This window comes from Mycobacterium sp. (genome assembly GCF_035623875.1).
Taxonomy (GTDB): Bacteria; Actinomycetota; Actinomycetes; order Mycobacteriales; family Mycobacteriaceae; genus Mycobacterium.
The window spans coordinates 1-17,636 of record NZ_DASPSP010000165.1 but is presented as its reverse complement, the minus strand read 5'-3'; the positions used below and the strand labels follow the sequence as shown (position 1 = coordinate 17,636).

Sequence of the window (17,636 nt, the reverse complement as noted above, 5' to 3'; positions counted from 1 at the left end):
GCATCCACGTTAGCGGTTAACCAGTTGGCGGCGCTTGCGCACGATTCCCACGGCTCACTCCTGGTTTACGGGCGGGTCCGGATCTCCGCGGAGGAGCTCGTCGGGGTGGTGTGCATGGTTGATATCGGGTGGGCTGGTGCCGTCGGTCCATCCGAGTCGCCCGCTCTGGGTGACCTGGGTGCGCAGTTCGCCGCGGCTTGCCATGCCGTGGTCTCGGCCACAAGCGAAAAACAGCTTGTCTGCGTCGGTGTGGCCGCCGCGGGCCCAGTCCGGCGAATGGTGAACTTCGCAGCGATACCCCGATTCAAGACAGTTGGGACGGGTGCAGCCACGGTCACGGGCGTGGCAGATCAGCCTTTGGTCGGTGGTGGCAACGCGCTTTTGACGGCCCAGGTACAGCGGCCGTTCAGTGTGGTTGTCGAACACCGCAAGATAATGAATGGTCTTGGCGGCCATGTTGATCAGGTCCCTCATCGGCAGTCTGGAGCCACCACCGGTCGTCGCGGCCGGTGGCATCGAGATCGACGAATCAACGGCCGCTTGGGCGGCCTGGTCTAGTTCCGCCAATGTTGTAGCGACCACCACGGTGACCGGGTGGCCGCGGTGCACACCGAGTCCACCGGAAGCGATCGCGGTTTGCAAGCCGAGTTTTAACGCGTCGTGGCACCGTTGAGCGGGCGTGCGATCATCGCGCGCCTCTGGGTCGCCGTCTTTGCCATTGGGAAGATGGCGACCCGGCCGCACCGCTGCTTCGATGGCCTCGAAGTAGGCACGGGCCTCGGGGTCGAGCAAGCCGGTCAGCCGGGACATGCCGTCCGCACCCTGCGGGCCGAGGTACAGTCCGCGGCGTCGTGCCCGATCTTCGTCGTTGAATAGGCCGTCGGGATTGAGGTAGTCGGCGATGCGTTGTCCGAGTCTGACCACGATGCCGGCATCGACTTTCGTAGCATGCTCAACCAGCTTGCGCTCGACGGTTGTCACGTCGGTGGGCGACACCTGGGCGGGCAACACGTCGACCGCTCGGCATACCGCCCGGATGTGGTCTTCGCCGACGGCGCCGGCCTGGACCGCGGCCGCTAACGTCGGCAACTCCGGGGGCACCGCAGGGCCGGTCAACGACCGGCGCGGTCGAATCCGGGCTGCGAGTTTGAACCGACGGGTTATTTCGTTGGGAGTGATGCGCAGTCGCGCCCACAGTGCGGATCGCATCGCTGCTATCGACCCGGGCTCGTCGGGCGGGTCGGCGATCTCCCCGAAGAATCGATACATCAGCCCGCGGTTGGCGCGGTTTTCGGCCTCCAAACGCTCAGCGATGTAGACGCGAAACTTGTTGCCTAGCACGTCCGAAGAGGTATTACACAACAGGTCGTGGGCAGCGTCAATCGCATTGAGAGCGGCGTTGATCCGTTCCCGTGCCTGCTCGGTGCCGACTGCCATACTTCGACGCTATGAACGACCCCGACAATTCCGCGCCGAGCAAATGGCACAAAGCCCGGCCTGTGGATCAAATGGTGGCTGTGGATAACTCAGTATCAGCAAGCCCGAGAGGCCACTCGCCTTAACGGGATTTCTTTGTCCAGGCGGCAATGCTTCGATAGGCAGATGCGAGTCTACGTGGTGGATACCTTCACGCAGAACATGTTTCGGGGCAATCCGACTGGTGTCGTGCTAGTCGACCAGCCGGTCGATCCCGACTGGATGCAAGCTGTTGCCGCCGAACTCAATCAGCCCGCCACCGCGTTCGTAGACACCTCAAGCCCCGATGCCCCGCCGGAGAAATTGCGCTGGTTCAGCCCGACCACCGAATTGACCTTGTGTGGAAGTGGCACCTTGGCCGCCGCGCATATCCTCGGCGGTGATCGGACATTCCAAACGCGTGGCGGGACATTGAGCTGCACAGCCGGCTCCGGTGGCACGATCAGCATGCGGTTTCCCGCCGATCCACCTCACCCTGAACCGCTGACAGATGAATTGACCCAGGGACTCCCGGGTATCACGGTGTGCTCGGTATGGCGCGGACGCCACGACGTGTTGGTGGAGGCTGAATCCGCCGCCGAAGTCCGTGCACTAATACCCAATCCTGCGGTGCTGGCGAATATCGCCGCGCGGGCGGTGATCATCACCGCCGCGGGCGATCGTGACGCCGATATTGTCAGCCGCGTCTTCGCTCCACGCGCCGGCATCGTAGAGGACCCGGTCACCGGATCGGCACATTGCACCCTCGCCAGTTGGTGGTCAGAGCGTCTCGCCAAGCCTGAGTTGCTTGCCGAACAAGCCTCCCAACGTGGTGGCCTGCTGCGGATTCGGTCAGCAGGCGATCACGTCGCACTGATCGGTCACGCCGTCACAGTCTGCAGTGGGAACCTGCACGTCTGACTCACACGCTGGCGCGCCCGACGGCATGCATCGCCTCGGCGATTGCGTCGGCGAGTGGGTCGGTTTCGGTGGCATCGAGATGGGCGACGGTGATCCGCATGCCCGGCGGCGTGCCGATCCGGAACCGTGTTCCCGGCGCCGCGGCCCAGCCCGCGCCGAGTAGCCGGGTGATTGCCACGGTTTCGTCGGGCACCGGAATCCAGACGTTGAGACCGGATCGGCCGTGCGCCGGCACACCCCGGTCGGCCAGCGCCGCGTGCAGCAGGGTGCGGTTGCGGGTGTACACCGCTTCGGCCTTGTGCACCAGGCGTGTTGCTGCCTTGTCGCGCCATAAGCTGACAGCGAGATCCTGCAGCAGGTAACTGACCCAACCCGGTCCCAGACGCAGCCGCCCGTGCACCCGATCAACCGTGCGGCGATCGCCGGCGAGCAGTGCCAGCCTCAGGTCGGGGCCGTATGCCTTGGACGCCGACCGCACGAACGCCCAGTGCTGCGTCGTCCCGGCCAAGGTGTGCAGTGGTACGCCCGCGATACCCGCGCAGTGGTCGTCTTCGATGAGCAGCACGTCACCATTCTCAGCCAGCAGTTGACGCAGCTCGGCCGCACGCGCAGCGGAGACCGCGGCGCCGGTTGGGTTCTGGGCGCGGGTGGTCACCACGACGGCCCGTACGCCACGGCGCAGTGCCCGTGCCACATCGGCGGCCAGCGGCCCGTCGTCGTCGACCCGCACTGGCTCCACCGAAAGGCCAAGCGCAGCAATCAGATCCAGAAGATTGGCCCACCCCGGGTCCTCGACCGCCACCCGGTCGCCGGGTCGTAGATGGGCAGTGAGGACACGTTCGATGCCGTCGAGAGCCCCGGCGGTCACGGCAAGGTGGTCGGCCGAAACGCCGTCCGCGGTCAGCGACGCCAGGGCATGCTCGGCCAGCTCGGGCGAGACCGCCGGTTCCCCGTACAGCAGCGGGGCCCGCCGCTGCGAGTCGGCACGCGGAAGTTGGACGGCGGCGATTGGCAGCAGGGCCGGATTCGGATTACCGGTGGACAGGTCTCGCACTCCAGAGGGGACGACGAGCCCTCGCAGCGAGCGTGGCGTGGTCGCCGGCCGGTTCCGCACCCGGGTGCCGCGTCGGCCCGCGGTCTCGACGGCGCCGCGTTCGCGCAGCAGGCGGTAGGCAGCGGCGACCGTGTTGGCATTGACCCCGCATTGCCCGGCCAGCTCTCTGATCGGGGGTAGCTCGGCACCGGGCGCCAGGGCGCCCGCGGAGATGGCCTCCTCGATGTCGGTGGCAATCGCCTCCGCGCCCGTACCCTGAATGAGGTATTGTCCTAGCACATAGATAATTATGTACTAGTACAAACTTGGAGACAATGGCAGTGTCGGCAGCAAGCTCATCGCAGGCCGTTGGCCACGCGTACCCGCCTACACCGCGAATGGTGCCCACGCGTTATCGCGAGCGCGCCCGCTACGACCGGGCAACCGTCCACGGCGTTCTCGACGAGGCGTTGATCTGTCACGTCGGCTACCTCAATTCGGGTCGACCGGTGGTGTTACCCACGACCCACGCGCGGCTGGGCGAAATCCTTTACCTGCACGGATCCACCGGCAGCGGCCCGATGCTCGCGGCCGCCGAGTCCGCGGAGGGACTGCCGGTCTGCGTCACCGTCACTCTGGTGGACGGTCTCGTGCTGGCTCGCGCGGCGTTGCACCATTCGCTGAACTACCGGTCGGTCGTCGTGGTGGGCAATGCGCGCCTGGTGCGGGACCGGCAGGAGAAGCTGCGCGCGCTGGCCGGCCTGCTCGATCACGTTGCGTCCGGCCGGTCCGCCGACAGCAGACGGCCCAACGCCCGCGAACTCGCGGCCACTGCCGTCTTGGCGCTCGATCTCGTCGAGGTCTCCGCCAAGGTGCGTGACGGGGGACCGGTCGACGATGAGGCGGACACCGCGTTGCCGCATTGGGCCGGGGTCGTGCCGCTGACGCTGATGGCCGGCACGCCCGTGCCCGCCGACGACCTGGACCCCGCTGTGCCGCTGCCGCCCTACCTCACCTCCTATCGCCGGCGCTGATGCATTCAATGAACCGGGCCCGCGCCTGGCTCGTGCCTATGTCAACACCGGCGAGGCGGTGATTGGGGAGGCGGCCGGGCTTCCCCAATCACAGCCGCAAAGCATGCTTGGATAAGCCATGGCCGACGACGCCGACGTCCCTCGAGTGGTGAGCGCGAGCTGCGAGATCGCCGCGAGCACCAGTCGAATTTTCGAGCTGATCGCCGATCCCGCGCAGCAGCCGCTGTGGGACGGCAATGACAACCTCGCCAAAGCCGAACCAGGACAACGCATTCACAGCGTCGGAGACGTCTTCATCATGACCCTCACCGGCGGCGACATCCGCGACAATCACATCGCTGAGTTCGAAGAAGGCCGTCGCATCGCCTGGTTCCCATCGGAATCGGGTCGGCGACCGCCGGGGCATCTGTGGCGCTGGGAGCTCGAACCCCTGACCGACACCCGCACCCGGGTCACCCACACCTACGACTGGTCCCGATTGACCGACGAGAATCGCCTACCACGCGCCCGCCAAACGACGCCGGAGCGGCTTCGGGCATCCCTCGACCGGCTTGCCGAGGTCGCCGAGCGCAACGCATAGCCGGCAGGGGATCGGGGTAACTCCACCGATCGCTGGCAGGGCAGGCGGGCGACGTGCCAGGATGAGCAAACGGAATGCCGCAACAGCGGCAGGCTATCCGGTCGAGTGGTGTGCCAATGTTTGACAAGGCGACGGGCCGCGTGGTCGCCGTGATTGTGCTGCTCATCGTTATCGCTGCGTCGTTGCGCGGCTATCTTCCGGGCGTTGAGCGTGCGGCGCGGAAAGCACCGCCGGACAGTGGGGCGTCGCTGGTCTACGTGATCGCCATGTTCAGCGTGTCGGTAATTATTTTGGCTGTAGCGATCATCGTCCGGCTGCGCGACCCGCGCAGGGCGACACCCAGCGCCGGTGGCCTGCCGGAGAGGTTTTCCGACGGCCGGGGCCGACCGACGTGGCGGGTGTTGATGATCGGGGCTGCCGTGCTCGCCGCGTGGCTGTTGGCCGTGTGGCTGCTTTCGCAGTTCGTCCTGCTGCATACCGCCGGTCAGGCCCCGACCGCACCGGCATCAACCGCGCCGACACCCGCCGGCAACGTCTCTCGACCACCCCAGCCGCGGGACGTGGGCGGAGATCGGGGCATGCTGCGCAGCCTGACCGCGACCGCGGTGGCACTGTTGGTGCTGACCGTCGTGGGGGCTGTGGTCGCTGCGCGTCGACGGCGCGTCGGGGAGGCGCTCATAGTCGGTGGTGAAATGACGACCCCACCACCTGTGCCCATGGGCACCTCGGAGTCTCTGGTGCGGGCAGCCGAAGTCGGGTTGGCCGAAATCGGGGACCGCAGCCGCGAACCGAGGGAGGCGATCATCGCGTGTTATGCGGCGATGGAACGCGAACTGGCGCATGTACCCCGGGCCGTCCCGCAGGACTTCGATACCCCCACCGAGGTGCTGGCCCGGGCCGTCGAAAACCACGCGCTGCATCTCGATAACGCCAGCGAGCTGGTGAACTTGTTCGAAGAGGCCCGGTTCAGTCCACATGTGATGAGCGAGGCGCATCGGGAAAGCGCATTACGTGTGCTGCAGCTGGTTCTCGCTGAATTGCGGAGCCTGGTATGAAACGGATTGTCGCCCTGGGCATTTCCATCATACTGACCGCGGAGCTGGCTACGCTGTTGCTGCACGATCGTCGGTGGGTGCTCTGGACAGCCGGTGTCGCGGCGCTGTTCGCATTGGTCAATGTGCGCCAGGTCCTCGGCCACGGCGTCGAATCGCCGCCCCTCGCCGCCCCGAACGCCCTCGAGGAGTCGCTACGTAGTTGGCTATCGCGAACGGAAACGCTGATCCACCGTTCGGAATCCACCCGAGCCGATTGGGACCGCCACCTGCGTCCGATGCTGGCCAGACGGTACGCGATTACCACTGGCCTAAACCAGGCCAAAGACCCGGCCGCGTTTGATGCCACCGGGCGAATGCTTTTCGGGCCGCAACTGTGGGCGTGGGTCAATCCCAACAACGTCGCGCCAACCGGCGCGCGCGAACCCGGGCCGGGACGGGCGACGCTCGCGGAAATCCTGGAACGGTTGGAACAGGTATGACGGAGGGTACGACTCGCATATGACCTCGGAGATGGCTCGAAAATGACCAAGCCGGCGCCTATAACCACGGCCCGCGCGCAGGCGGTGCTCGATGAAATCGAGCGTGTCGTGGTGGGGAAGCGAGCCGCGCTGACCCTCATCCTCACCACGGTGCTCGCCCGCGGGCACGTTCTCATCGAAGACCTGCCCGGCCTCGGCAAGACGTTGATCGCCCGGTCCTTTGCCGCGGCACTTGGGCTGGATTTCACCCGCGTGCAGTTCACCCCCGACTTGCTGCCGGCGGATCTGCTCGGCTCGACGATTTACGACATGCATTCCGGTCGCTTCGAGTTTCGCCCGGGGCCGATCTTCACCAACCTGCTCCTTGCCGACGAGATCAACCGGACACCGCCCAAGACCCAGGCGGCTTTACTGGAGGCGATGGCCGAGGGCCAGGTCAGCATTGACGGCGCAACACACCGGCTGCCCCAACCGTTCATTGTTCTGGCCACCGACAACCCGATCGAATACGAAGGCACCTACCCGTTGCCCGAGGCACAGTTGGACCGGTTCGCGGTTCGGCTCGAGCTGCGCTACCTCTCCGAGCGCGACGAGACCTCGATGCTGCGCCGCCGACTGGATCGCGGCTCGGCCGAGCCGACAGTCAGTCAGGTTGTCGATGCTCACGATCTGCTGGCCATGCGCGAGTCGGTCGAACAGGTGAGTGTGCACGAAGACGTCTTGCACTACGTGGTTTCGCTGGCTGCCGCGAGTCGAAACCACCCCCAAGTCGCGGTGGGCGCCAGCCCCCGTGCGGAACTCGATCTGGTCCAGCTCGCTCGCGCCCGCGCCCTGCTGCTTGGCCGCGATTACGTGATACCCGAAGACATCAAGGCGCTCGCCACCCCTGCTGTGGCGCACCGCATCACGTTGCGACCGGAGATGTGGGTACGAAAGATTCAAGGCTCCGACATCGTCGAAGATCTGCTACGGCGGTTGCCGGTTCCGCGAACGGGCGGCGGTCCGCAGTAAGCGACGCAACGATGTGATCGAGACCCGGGAAGCCCAGTTACATTGGCGCGCATCAACATTGACGCGTGCGACGGCGACCTGTGCCGCATTGGCGCTGGCCCTCGCTTTGATCGGATCGCGCTGGCAGCTGATTGCCTTCGCGGCGCCGCTGCTGGGTGTGTTGTGTTCAATCAGCTGGCAGCGGCCGATGCCGACGGTCAAGGTACATGCCGAACCGGGTTCGCAGCGATGCTTTGAAACCGAGCAGGCGCAACTGACCGTCTGGGCCACGACTGAAAATTACGGTGCTGCAGTAGGACTCACGGTGTCAGCAGTCGAAGGGATGCGACTAGAAGTTCTGGATCGGACATCGCGTCAGCGGCAGACGGTGGCCACCACGGCCGAACGCTGGGGCCGTTATCCGATCCGGGCCACGGTTGAGGTCGTCGCGCATGGCGGGCTGCTGACCGGGACGGGCACCGTCGACGCAGCCGATGTGACGGTGTTTCCGATGACGCCGCCGCAACCGACGGCGCTCCCACCGACTGAGCTGCTCGATCGGCTCGGCACCCACCTGACCCGGCACATAGGCCGCGGCGTCGAGTATGCCGACATTCGCACCTATGTGCCCGGTGACCAGCTGCGCACCGTCAATTGGCCGGTGAGCGCCCGCCGCGGCCGCCTGCATGTGACGCAGCGGTTGACCGACCGGTCCGCCGATGTGGTGGTGCTCATCGACGGCTATCCGCAGCCGGCCGGCCCGGCAACGGCCTCCACTGAGCGGACGGTGCGTGGTGCCGCGCAGGTGGTGCAGACGGCGCTGCGCAACGGTGATCGGGCCGGCATCGTCGCGCTCGGCGGTCGCCGGCCCCGCTGGCTGGGCGCCGACATCGGGCAGCGTCAGTTCTATCGGGTACTCGACACCGTGCTTGCCGCCGGTAACGAATTCGAAACCACCACTGGGACTTTGGCGCCGCGCGCAGCTATTCCGCCGGGTGCGATCGTGGTCGCGTTCTCCACGCTGCTCGACACCGAGTTCGCGTTGTCACTGATCGACCTGCGCAGACGCGGTCACGTCGTGGTGGCAGTCGATGTGCTGCAGGGCTCGCCGTTCGCCGCTCAACAGGACCCTCTGGTGGATAGGATGTGGACGCTGCAGCGGTCCGCGATGTATCGCGACATGGGCACCGTCGGTGTCGACGTGGTCGCCTGGCAGGCGGACCGCACCCTGGACCAATCGATGCGCCTGGTGCCCGATCGCCGTCGGCCGGTAACGGGACGCCGATGATGAGGCTTGGTGGGCAGCTGGCGGCGCGCATCTTGTCAGCGGCCTGTGGCCTGTTGATGGTGGGAGCCGTGGGGATCGGATCGCACGGGCCGGCCCTCGTCGCGGCGACGTCGGCGGTGGTCGCGGTGGTGGCCGGAACCCTGTTTCGCCCCGTCGCCACTCTCGCGGTGCTGCTCGCGGTAGTGGTGATCGCGCTGTCCGATGCTGCGGCGACGCTGGCCGCGGTGTCCGGATTGTCCGCGGCCGTCTATCTGGTGCTGCGGCACGCAGCCGGTAGCAGCGCCGGGCTTGACAGCGTCAGCGGAGCAACGCTGGTTGGAGCCGTGGGATTCACCTTCGCCGGCTTGGTTGCCACGGCATTTCCACTGCAGCTTCCGTGGTTGCCGTTGCTGGCTCCGCTGGCCGCGTTCGCGGTGTACTTACTGGCTACTCGGCCGTTTCTGCGGAACTGACCGCAATGAGGGAATGAGGCCATACACTACCCTCGTCCGATGTACGGCCCGTGGGCGGACTATACCCGCTACTCCTTCGGCGCAAAAGTATTTTTCCCCAACGATTTACCCAACAGATCGTTTACGGGAAGCGTCTTGACCGCTGTCAGGATGGCGGCGAGAATATCGGGATGCCTCAAGAAGAGCGGGTGTTGATTGGCGATGTTGAGCGCCGCCTCGCCAAGAAATACACGGCTCTTCCGCACGATCACATCGCCGCTGTAGTGCAGCACGCTTATGCGCGGTTCCACAGCAGCCGGGTGCGCGATTTCATTCCTTTGCTGGTGGAGCGGCGCGCCGACGAGGAACTCGAGGAACTAAGCGTTTTGCGGCCGGATCTGGCGGCCGTTGCATTCGGCGACCTCGTCGTAGCAGGCTCCAAGGCCTAGCGCTTTAGCCGCTGTACTCGGATTTCACTGCGACCGGCCATGATTGGCGCCGACATCTCGGTGACGCGATTTGCAGCACCAATCCCATCTATGGCCGAGGCATGACGGTAGCCGCGCTGGAAGCGAGCGCCCTGCGCAAATGTCTGGCTGAAGCGAATGGCGATTTGGGTCAACAATTCTTCGCCGCCGTTGCCGAGGCGGTCGGCCCGTTGTGGGCATCCAGCCAGTTCAATGATCCACCGACTAAAGCCCGCTTCTTCGCTAAGACTGAGGCCGGATCTGGCGACGATTGCGCTCGCTGATCTCGGCGTAACGGGCCCCTAGTCCGTCGCGGTCCAGCTCTTGGGAGCCGGCGATGTCCTGTTCGGCGGCCAGCGCCGGATCGGTGACCGCCGCCCACCCGGTGACATAGATCTGCTTGAGGCCGGCCATGATTGGGGCCGGCACCTCGGCGATCTGGCTGGCCAACTCAACCGCGCGCGGCAGCAGCCGATCGTGCGGGACGACTTCAGTCACCAATCCGATCTGCTCCGCGCGTGCGGCATCGACGACTTCGCCGGTCATCGACAGGCGCCGCGCCATGGCCCCGCCGACAAGCTGCGGCAGCCGGGCCGTCATACCCCCGCCGGGCAAGATGCCTACCCTGGCGTGGGTATCGGCGAAAACGGCGCGCTGGGAGGCGATGAGAAAGTCGCAACCCAGCGCCATCTCCAGTCCGCCGGTGAATACCGGGCCGTTGATCGCGCCGATGATCGGTGTTGCCATGTCGGCAGTCTTACGAATGCAGCTTTGTGTTTGAAATTGCTCGAAGTAGACCGTCCCGAGCTGTTGGGCCTCTTTAAGATCGACACCGGCACAGAAGGCAGGGTCGGCGCCGGTGAGCACCACCGCCCGCACCAACGGGTCGGCGTCAGCTTCGCACAACGCCGCGTAGAGCTCCTCGATCAGGTTGGTGTTCAACGCGTTTCGCGCCTCGGGGCGGTTCATGGTCAGCACCCGCACCGGGCCGGCGTGGTCGCTGAGAACCAGCGATGCCGTCATCTGACGAACTGCGCGGCCTGGTTGACAAGATCGAGTAGCGGCTGCGGGAAGACACCCAGGCCGATGGTGACCACTGCGCATGCCGCGATCGCCACTTTGCTCCAGAAGCTGGGCATTACGACGCGCACCTGATCGGCGTGCGGTTCGGTGAAGAACATCAGCACGATCACCCGGACGTAGAAGTAGGCCGCCACCCCGCTGGCGATCACACCGATGATGACCAGCGGCACCGCTCCGCCCTTGGCCGCCGCCTGGAACACCGCGAACTTACTGACGAATCCGCTGGTCAACGGGATACCGGCGAACGCCAGCAAGAACATCGAGAGAAGCAGGCCCACAACGGGATGACGTTGGCCCAATCCGGCCCAGTGGGCGATCGTGGCGTCTTCGTCGCCGTTAGAGTTGCGGACCAGGCCGACGACCGCGAATGCGCCGACCGTGCTGAAGCTGTAGGCGACCAGGTAAAACATCGTTGCCGCGAGACCCGCCGGGTTGTCTGCGATGACGCCGGTGAGGATGAAGCCGACGTGTGCGATCGACGAGTACGCCAACATCCGTTTGACGTCGGTCTGGTTCACCGCGGTGATGGTGCCGACCGCCATGGTCAGGATCGAGATCGCCCACAGCACAGGCCGCCACTGGTCATGAAGCGGCGGGAGCGCCACATAGACGACCCGCAATAGCGCGCCGAACGCCGCGACCTTGGTGGCCGCGGCCATGAAGCCGGTGATCGGCGTTGGCGCACCCTGGTAGACGTCGGGAATCCACGAATGGAACGGGACCGCTCCGACCTTGAACAACAGGCCGACCGACAACAGGGCGACGCCGATCAACGCCATCGAGTCGTTGGTGCTGCCTGCCAGCGCATCGGCGATTCCGGGCAGCGACAGTGTCCTGGTCGCGCCGTAGAGCAGCGCCACGCCGTACAGGAAGAACGCCGACGAGAATGCGCCCAGCAGAAAGTATTTCACCGCTGCCTCCTGAGACAGCAAGCGGCGGTGACGGGCCAGCCCGCACAACAGGTACAGCGGCAGCGATAAGACTTCCAGTGCGACGAACATCGTCAGCAGGTCGTTGGCGGCCGGGAACACCAGCATGCCGCCGACGGCCAGCATGGCCAGTGGGAAGAGCTCGGTCTGTCGCACTCCGGCTCGGATCGCGTGATGCTCGGCTGCGCTGTCCGGCACCGCGGAGGCTTGCGGGGTGAACGAGTCCAGCCCGGCGGCGATGTGGGCTGTGGCGGTCGCTGCGCCCGGGCCGGCAGTGGCGTTCGCATCGGCACGTCGTTCGGCGATGAAGATCACCGCCAGCACCGCGACCAGCAGGATCGTGCCCTGCAACACCAGAGTTGGGCCGTCGATGGCCAGCGCCCGCAGCACCGCGGTGCGGCCGGGTGGTGGAATTTGCCTGCCGACTAGGACGACAGCGACGAACGCGGCGATCAGTCCGCCGACGGCAAGGATGACCTGGGCGCCGTAGCGGACTCGTCGGGGCAGGAATGCCTCCACCAGGACACCGGCCACGGCGACACCGAAGACGATGAGTATCGGTGACAGCAGCCCATATTCGACGCTGGGCGTGGGCGCAGAAATCGACGTCATCGGTGCGGTCCTTCCGCCGTCCCCGGCAAGTGCGCGACACCTGGCTGCACGCTCGGCGCGGGGTCGTACTGGCCGATGGTGGCCATGGTGTTCCCTACCGCGGGGTTGATGATGTCCAGCACCGGTTTCGGATACACCCCGAGCACCAGGAGCAGTGCGATCAGCGGTGCGACGACGACGATTTCGCGCGGCACCAGGTCACGGATCCGTTCGTTGCCGTCGGCGACGGGGCCGGTCATCACCCGCTGGTAAAGCCACAAAATGTACATCGACGAGAGCACCAGCGCGGTGACGCCGAATGCCGCGGCCAGCCAGTAACGCGTGTATGCACCGATCAGCACCAGGAACTCGCTGATGAATGGCGCCAGCCCGGGCAGCGACACCGTGGCCAGGCCGGCGATCAGGAATGTGCCGGCCAGCACGGGCGCCACCTTCTGCACACCGCCGTACGCGGCGATCGACCGGGTGCCGCGCCGCGAGATCAGGAATCCGGCGATGAGGAATAGCGCGGCGGTGGATATGCCGTGGTTGAGCATGTACAGCGTCGAGCCGCTCTGGCCTTGGGTGGTCATCACGAAGATGCCGAGGATGATGAAGCCGAAGTGCGAGATCGACGTGTAGGCGATCAGCCGCATGATGTCGGTCTGGCCGATCGCCACGATCGCGCCATAGATGATGCCGACGACCGCCAAGACGACGATCAGCGGGCGGAAATACGTGGAGGCGTCAGGGAACAACTGCAAGCAGTAGCGCAGCATGCCGAATGTGCCGACCTTGTCCATCACTCCCGTGATCAGCACCGCCGTCGCGGGGGTCGATTCCACCGCGGCGTCGGGCAGCCAGCGGTGGAACGGCCATAGCGGCGCCTTGATCGCGAACGCGAACATGAATCCCAGGAACAGCGCCTTGAGCACTGCCGAAGAGGCACCGAGCGAACCCGACGAGACGGCGGCGACGATTTGACGGAAGTCGAATGTTCCCGAACCATGCTCAGCGGTCACCACGTACAACCCGATCACGGCGGCCAGCATGATCAGGCCACCGAACAGGTTGTACAACAAGAACTTCACCGCCGCGCGGGACCGCTGCGCGCCGCCGCCGAAGGCACCGATGAGGAAATACATCGGAATGAGCATCGCCTCGAAGAACACGTAGAACAGCAGCACGTCGAGCGAGATCACCGAAATCAGCACCATTGACTCGATGGTCAGGGTCAGCGCGATGTAGGCCTGGATGCCGCGCGGGCGCTCGCCGCCGTCGTTCCAGCCGGCCACCAACAGCAGCGGCACCAGGATCGTGGTCAACAGCACCAGCACCAGCGCGATGCCGTCGACGCCGAGGGTGTACCCGGCGCCGAATGCCGGTATCCAGCGGTGGGTTTCGGCGAACTGGTAAGTCGGGCCTCCGGTCTTGAACTCGACCGCGATCAGGATCGACACCACGAGCGCGGCCACAGAGACGGCCAGGCCGAGCCACCTGGCGAATGGCCGCCATCCCGGCGGTATCGCAATGACGGCCAGTGCACCGGCCAACGGCACCAGCCACAGTACGGAAAGCCACGGAAAGCTCGTTACGTCCACAGCCGCACCGCCAGGATCGCCGCGGCAGCAACCAGCGTCGCGCCCACGAGCATCGACCACGCATAGTTGCGGACGTACCCGGTCTGCAATCCGCGCAGCCAGTCCGAGGTCCGGCTCACCAGCGCCGCGAGCGCGTTGACGGAGCCGTCCACACCCTGGTCGTCGAATTCGACCAGCGCGTTGGTCAGCTGCGCACCGGGTCGCATGAACACCTCCTCGTTGAAGGCGTCGCCGTAGAGATCTCGACGCGCGGCCACGGTCAGCACCGAAACGTCAGCGGGCGCGGTGTCGGGAACCGTGCGCAGGCCATAGAGCAGGACGGCCACGCCGATTCCGACCAGGACGATGCCGATTGTGACGGTGGTGAACGCCCACGTCGGCCACACATGCGAGCTTTCCTCGAAGTTGACCACCGGTTCCAGCCAGTGCCGCAGGGTGCCGCCGACCGCCAGCAGGCCGCCGGAGAACACCGAGCCGACGGCCAGCAGGATCATCGGCCAGGTCATCACCGCAGGCGCCTCATGCGGATGTGCATCTGCGGCCCAACGCTTTTCGCCAAAGAACGTCATCAGCATCACCCGCGTCATGTAGAACGCGGTGATGCCGGCGCCAAGCAGTGCGGCTCCGCCCAACAGGTAGCCGCGGACTCCGCCTGCGCCCAGCGCGGCTTCGATGATGGCGTCCTTGGAGAAGTAGCCGGCGAACGGCGGCACTCCGATGATCGCCAGATAGCCCAGCCCGAATGTCACGAAGGTGATCGGCAGGGCGGCGCGCAGACCCCCGTACCGGCGCATGTCCTGCTCGTCGTGCATCGCGTGGATCACCGCGCCGGACCCGAGGAACAGCCCGGCTTTGAAGAATCCGTGGGTGAGCAGGTGCAGGATCGCAAAGGCGTAGCCGGCCGGGCCCAGGCCGGCGGCCAGCACCATGTAGCCGATCTGGCTGATCGTCGATGCTGCCAGCGCGCGTTTGATGTCGTCCTTGGCGCAGCCGATGATCGCGCCGAACAGCAGTGTGACGGCGCCGACGATGACCACGGCCAGTTGGGCGTCGGGCGCCAGGTTGTACAGCGGGTTGGATCGCACGATCAGGTACACGCCGGCGGTCACCATGGTGGCGGCGTGGATCAGCGCGGACACCGGGGTCGGGCCCTCCATCGCGTCACCCAGCCAGGCCTGCAGCGGTACCTGCGCGGACTTGGCGCAGGCGCCCAACAGCAGCAACAACCCGATCGCGGTCAGCGCGCCGCGGCTGGCCCCCGGAGCTTGGCCGAACACCCCGGAGTACGACAGCGTGCCGAAGTTGGCGAAGATCACGAAAATCGCCAGCGCCAACCCGGCGTCCCCGACCCGGTTCATCACGAACGCTTTCTTGGCCGCGGTGGCCGCCGTCGGCTTGTGATACCAGAAACCGATCAGCAGGTAAGACGCCAGGCCCACACCTTCCCAACCGGTGTACAGGACCAGGTAGTTGTTGCCCACCACCAGCAACAGCATGGCCGCGAGAAAGAGGTTGAGGTAAGCGAAAAACCTGCGGCGATCGGGGTCTTCGGCCATGTAGCCGACCGAGTAAATGTGGATCAGCGAACCCACTCCGGTGATCAGCAGCACGAAGCAGATCGACAACTGATCCACCTGCAGACCGAAGTCGACCTGCAGATTGCCGACCGGGACCCAGCTGAACAGGTGCTGGCTGATGGTCCGGGCGTCGCCGTGCCGGCCGAGCAGGTCGGCGAGCAGCTCCAGGCCGACTCCGAACGACGCCAGCGCGGTCGCGCAGCCCAGCAGGTGTCCCCACGGGTCGGTGCGTCTGCCGCCGAGCAGCAGGATCGCGGCGCCGGCCGCGGGAAGAGCTACGACCAGCCAGGTGAAGTGTGTCATCAGCTCAGCCCTTGAGCAGGTTGGCGTCGTCGACCGAGGCCGATCTGCGGGCACGGAAAATCGTCATGATGATAGCCAGGCCCACCACGACCTCGCAGGCGGCGACGACCATGGTGAAGAACGCCACCATCTGGCCGTCGAGCTGACCATGCATCCGGGCGAAAGTAACGAACGCCAGGTTGACCGCGTTGAGCATCAGCTCGACGCACATGAACATCACGATGGCGTTGCGACGCAACAGCACACCGGCTGCCCCGATAGTGAACAGCAGCGCCGATAGGTAGAGGTAGTTCTGCGGATTCATGACGCACCGTCCTTGGAACCGTTGGCACCACCGCGGGCGTGCACTTCCAGATCTTCGGTTGTCCGCTGCTCCAACACCTCGGGCACCGACAACCGGGAGTAGGACCCGTCGGGAAGCCGCGCGGCCATGTCGACTGCGTTGTGCCGGGCATAGACTCCCGGACCGGGCAGCGGGGTCGGGTGGCCGCCCGGGCGGAACCGTTCGATCGACAGTTCGCGCTGGGTCTTGCGGCGCTCGAAGCGCTCCCGGTGCGCCAGAATCATCGCGCCGACGGCCGCCGTGATCAGCAGCGCGCTGGTCAGCTCGAACGCCCACAGATAGCGGGAGAAGATCAGCGCTGCCAAACCCTGGACGTTGCCGCCGGCATTGGCCTGTGTCAATCCGGTGAAACCACCAGTGGTAACGCTGCCGATGCCGGCGATGAGCACGACGCCGAATCCCACGCCGGCCACCACCGCTGCGACCCGCTGTCCGCGCAGCGTCTCGACCAGTGACTCCGCCGAGTCCACGCCGATCAGCATCAGCACGAACAAAAACAGCATCATCACTGCGCCCGTGTAGACCACGATCTGGACCACGCCGAGGAACAGCGCGCCTTCGATCATGTAGAAGACCGCCAGGATGATCATCGTCATCGCCAGAAACATCGCGGAGTAGACCGCATTGGCGGCCGACACGACACCTACCGCGCCGATCAACGCCAGCGCGCCGAGCAAATAGAACGTGACTGCCTCACCGGTGGAGGTGCGGGCGAGCATGTCGGCGGCCAGCAGAGTGGTCCCCCAAGTGGTCATGGCGTGACGTCCGAATTCTGCTTGTCGCGCAAGCCTTCTGACGTCACGTTGCCGCGGTAGTAGTCGGCGTCGGTGGCCCCTTCGGCCCTGGGGTGCGGTGCCGCGGTCATGCCCTCCTGCAACGGAGCCAGCAGCTGGTCCTTTTCGTAGATCAGGTCAGCGCGGTTGTCGTCGGCCATTTCGTAGTGGTTGGTCATCGTCAACGCGCGGGTCGGGCAGGCTTCGACGCACAGCCCGCATCCGATGCAGCGCAGATAGTTGATCTGGTAGACGCGACCATAGCGTTCGCCCGGCGAAAACCTTGCCTCTTCGGTGTTGTCGGCGCCCTCGACGTAGATGGCGTCGGCCGGGCACGACCACGCGCACAGCTCGCAGCCGATGCACTTCTCCAGCCCGTCGGCGTAGCGGTTCAGCTGATGGCGGCCGTGATAACGGGGCGCCACCGGGCCCGGCTTTTCCGGGTACTCCTCGGTGACCGGCCGTTTGAACATCGTCCCGAAGGTGACGCCGAATCCGGCGAGGGAACTGAGGAATTTAGCCATTAGCAGCCTCCTTGGTCGCCGGAACCAGCGGCTGGCCGGGCAGCGGCGGCGTTGGGTATGCCGGCTCGATGAGCTCTGCCTCCACCGGCGGTTCGTGACGCTTTTTCTGGCTTCGCTTGCTGCCGAAGGGTTTTCGCAGCAGAGCCAGCAGCACGACGGTGACGACGAGGCTGGAGATC

General features: G+C 65.7%; 18 protein-coding genes and 1 pseudogene. 9 read left to right on the top strand and 10 right to left on the bottom strand.

Translation table 11 applies throughout. From position 1 onward, the window contains the following. Positions 1-54 precede the first annotated feature (54 nt). The gene (locus VEI45_RS13400) at positions 55-1,437 is read right to left on the bottom strand and encodes a 13E12 repeat family protein (protein ID WP_324853907.1); all 1,383 of its coding nucleotides are present in this window, start codon (positions 1,435-1,437) and stop codon (positions 55-57) included. 165 nt (positions 1,438-1,602) lie between these two features. Here VEI45_RS13400 and VEI45_RS13395 point away from each other — a divergent pair, with 165 nt between their 5' ends. Beyond that, complete coding sequence (locus VEI45_RS13395) at positions 1,603-2,376, top strand: PhzF family phenazine biosynthesis protein (protein ID WP_324853905.1); 774 nt, start codon at positions 1,603-1,605, stop codon at positions 2,374-2,376. A gap of 1 nt (position 2,377) precedes the next feature. Here VEI45_RS13395 and VEI45_RS13390 read toward each other — a convergent pair whose 3' ends face one another. Next, positions 2,378-3,709, bottom strand: coding sequence for an aminotransferase class I/II-fold pyridoxal phosphate-dependent enzyme (locus VEI45_RS13390; protein WP_324853903.1), 1,332 nt, complete (start codon positions 3,707-3,709; stop codon positions 2,378-2,380). A 35-nt stretch (positions 3,710-3,744) separates the two neighbouring features. On the opposite strand from VEI45_RS13390, the gene VEI45_RS13385 reads away from it, so the two are divergent. From VEI45_RS13385 to VEI45_RS13350, 8 genes are all read left to right on the top strand, one after another. After that, complete coding sequence (locus VEI45_RS13385) at positions 3,745-4,443, top strand: pyridoxamine 5'-phosphate oxidase family protein (protein ID WP_414687474.1); 699 nt, start codon at positions 3,745-3,747, stop codon at positions 4,441-4,443. 118 nt (positions 4,444-4,561) lie between these two features. Then, positions 4,562-5,023 carry an SRPBCC family protein gene (locus VEI45_RS13380; protein ID WP_324853900.1) on the top strand — a complete coding sequence of 154 codons (462 nt, stop codon included), beginning with the start codon at positions 4,562-4,564 and terminating at the stop codon, positions 5,021-5,023. Between the two features lie 116 nt (positions 5,024-5,139). Further along, entirely contained in the window at positions 5,140-6,078 is a 939-nt protein-coding gene (locus VEI45_RS13375; RefSeq protein WP_324853899.1) for a DUF4129 domain-containing protein, read from the top strand. Next, a complete protein-coding gene (locus tag VEI45_RS13370; RefSeq protein ID WP_324853897.1) occupies positions 6,075-6,557 on the top strand; it encodes a hypothetical protein in 483 nt (160 codons plus the stop codon). Before VEI45_RS13375 ends, VEI45_RS13370 begins: the two co-directional genes overlap by 4 nt. 42 nt (positions 6,558-6,599) lie before the next feature. Continuing rightward, complete coding sequence (locus tag VEI45_RS13365) at positions 6,600-7,568, top strand: MoxR family ATPase (protein WP_324853895.1); 969 nt, start codon at positions 6,600-6,602, stop codon at positions 7,566-7,568. Between the two features lie 13 nt (positions 7,569-7,581). Continuing rightward, positions 7,582-8,835, top strand: a complete 1,254-nt coding sequence (locus VEI45_RS13360; RefSeq protein WP_324853893.1) for a DUF58 domain-containing protein — start codon at positions 7,582-7,584, stop codon at positions 8,833-8,835. Then, positions 8,835-9,287, top strand: a complete 453-nt coding sequence (locus VEI45_RS13355; RefSeq protein WP_324853959.1) for a hypothetical protein — start codon at positions 8,835-8,837, stop codon at positions 9,285-9,287. Before VEI45_RS13360 ends, VEI45_RS13355 begins: the two co-directional genes overlap by 1 nt. Positions 9,288-9,457: 170 nt before the next feature. After that, positions 9,458-9,715 (top strand): three-helix bundle dimerization domain-containing protein, encoded by a 258-nt coding sequence (locus VEI45_RS13350; RefSeq protein ID WP_324853891.1) that lies wholly within the window; start codon positions 9,458-9,460, stop codon positions 9,713-9,715. A gap of 261 nt (positions 9,716-9,976) precedes the next feature. Here VEI45_RS13350 and VEI45_RS13340 read toward each other — a convergent pair whose 3' ends face one another. The 8 genes and pseudogenes from VEI45_RS13340 to VEI45_RS13305 form a co-directional block, all read right to left on the bottom strand. Beyond that, positions 9,977-10,756: an enoyl-CoA hydratase gene (locus tag VEI45_RS13340; RefSeq protein WP_324853890.1), complete on the bottom strand. Its 780-nt coding sequence runs from the start codon at positions 10,754-10,756 to the stop codon at positions 9,977-9,979. Further along, on the bottom strand, positions 10,753-12,357 hold the full coding sequence (gene nuoN / locus VEI45_RS13335) for an NADH-quinone oxidoreductase subunit NuoN (RefSeq protein ID WP_414687473.1): 1,605 nt from the start codon (positions 12,355-12,357) through the stop codon (positions 10,753-10,755). The genes VEI45_RS13340 and nuoN overlap by 4 nt, the downstream gene beginning before the upstream one ends. Beyond that, entirely contained in the window at positions 12,354-13,937 is a 1,584-nt protein-coding gene (locus tag VEI45_RS13330; protein WP_324853888.1) for an NADH-quinone oxidoreductase subunit M, read from the bottom strand. The genes nuoN and VEI45_RS13330 overlap by 4 nt, the downstream gene beginning before the upstream one ends. Beyond that, complete coding sequence (gene nuoL, locus VEI45_RS13325; protein WP_324853886.1) at positions 13,928-15,817, bottom strand: NADH-quinone oxidoreductase subunit L; 1,890 nt, start codon at positions 15,815-15,817, stop codon at positions 13,928-13,930. Before nuoL ends, VEI45_RS13330 begins: the two co-directional genes overlap by 10 nt. A gap of 4 nt (positions 15,818-15,821) precedes the next feature. Beyond that, positions 15,822-16,121, bottom strand: a complete 300-nt coding sequence (gene nuoK, locus VEI45_RS13320) for an NADH-quinone oxidoreductase subunit NuoK (RefSeq protein WP_324436806.1) — start codon at positions 16,119-16,121, stop codon at positions 15,822-15,824. Continuing rightward, the gene (locus VEI45_RS13315; RefSeq protein WP_324853884.1) at positions 16,118-16,915 is read right to left on the bottom strand and encodes an NADH-quinone oxidoreductase subunit J; all 798 of its coding nucleotides are present in this window, start codon (positions 16,913-16,915) and stop codon (positions 16,118-16,120) included. Before VEI45_RS13315 ends, nuoK begins: the two co-directional genes overlap by 4 nt. After that, positions 16,912-17,457 carry an NADH-quinone oxidoreductase subunit NuoI gene (gene nuoI, locus VEI45_RS13310; RefSeq protein ID WP_324853882.1) on the bottom strand — a complete coding sequence of 182 codons (546 nt, stop codon included), beginning with the start codon at positions 17,455-17,457 and terminating at the stop codon, positions 16,912-16,914. The genes VEI45_RS13315 and nuoI overlap by 4 nt, the downstream gene beginning before the upstream one ends. Then, positions 17,450-17,636 (bottom strand): annotated as a pseudogene (locus VEI45_RS13305) (NADH-quinone oxidoreductase subunit H); the annotation flags it as partial. The pseudogene VEI45_RS13305 and the gene nuoI, both read right to left, overlap by 8 nt.

What these genes read in the sequence shown, in the direction of transcription:
- VEI45_RS13400 (WP_324853907.1), bottom strand. Translation starts at nt 1,437, where the DNA reads ATGGCAGTCGGCACCGAGCAGGCACGGGAACGGATCAACGCCGCTCTC.
- VEI45_RS13395 (WP_324853905.1), top strand. Translation starts at nt 1,603, where the DNA reads ATGCGAGTCTACGTGGTGGATACCTTCACGCAGAACATGTTTCGGGGC.
- VEI45_RS13385 (WP_414687474.1), top strand. Translation starts at nt 3,745, where the DNA reads ATGGCAGTGTCGGCAGCAAGCTCATCGCAGGCCGTTGGCCACGCGTAC.
- VEI45_RS13380 (WP_324853900.1), top strand. Translation starts at nt 4,562, where the DNA reads ATGGCCGACGACGCCGACGTCCCTCGAGTGGTGAGCGCGAGCTGCGAG.
- VEI45_RS13375 (WP_324853899.1), top strand. Translation starts at nt 5,140, where the DNA reads ATGTTTGACAAGGCGACGGGCCGCGTGGTCGCCGTGATTGTGCTGCTC.
- VEI45_RS13370 (WP_324853897.1), top strand. Translation starts at nt 6,075, where the DNA reads ATGAAACGGATTGTCGCCCTGGGCATTTCCATCATACTGACCGCGGAG.
- VEI45_RS13365 (WP_324853895.1), top strand. Translation starts at nt 6,600, where the DNA reads ATGACCAAGCCGGCGCCTATAACCACGGCCCGCGCGCAGGCGGTGCTC.
- VEI45_RS13355 (WP_324853959.1), top strand. Translation starts at nt 8,835, where the DNA reads ATGAGGCTTGGTGGGCAGCTGGCGGCGCGCATCTTGTCAGCGGCCTGT.
- VEI45_RS13350 (WP_324853891.1), top strand. Translation starts at nt 9,458, where the DNA reads ATGCCTCAAGAAGAGCGGGTGTTGATTGGCGATGTTGAGCGCCGCCTC.
- VEI45_RS13340 (WP_324853890.1), bottom strand. Translation starts at nt 10,756, where the DNA reads ATGACGGCATCGCTGGTTCTCAGCGACCACGCCGGCCCGGTGCGGGTG.
- nuoN (WP_414687473.1), bottom strand. Translation starts at nt 12,357, where the DNA reads ATGACGTCGATTTCTGCGCCCACGCCCAGCGTCGAATATGGGCTGCTG.
- nuoL (WP_324853886.1), bottom strand. Translation starts at nt 15,817, where the DNA reads ATGACACACTTCACCTGGCTGGTCGTAGCTCTTCCCGCGGCCGGCGCC.
- nuoK (WP_324436806.1), bottom strand. Translation starts at nt 16,121, where the DNA reads ATGAATCCGCAGAACTACCTCTACCTATCGGCGCTGCTGTTCACTATC.
- VEI45_RS13315 (WP_324853884.1), bottom strand. Translation starts at nt 16,915, where the DNA reads ATGACCACTTGGGGGACCACTCTGCTGGCCGCCGACATGCTCGCCCGC.
- nuoI (WP_324853882.1), bottom strand. Translation starts at nt 17,457, where the DNA reads ATGGCTAAATTCCTCAGTTCCCTCGCCGGATTCGGCGTCACCTTCGGG.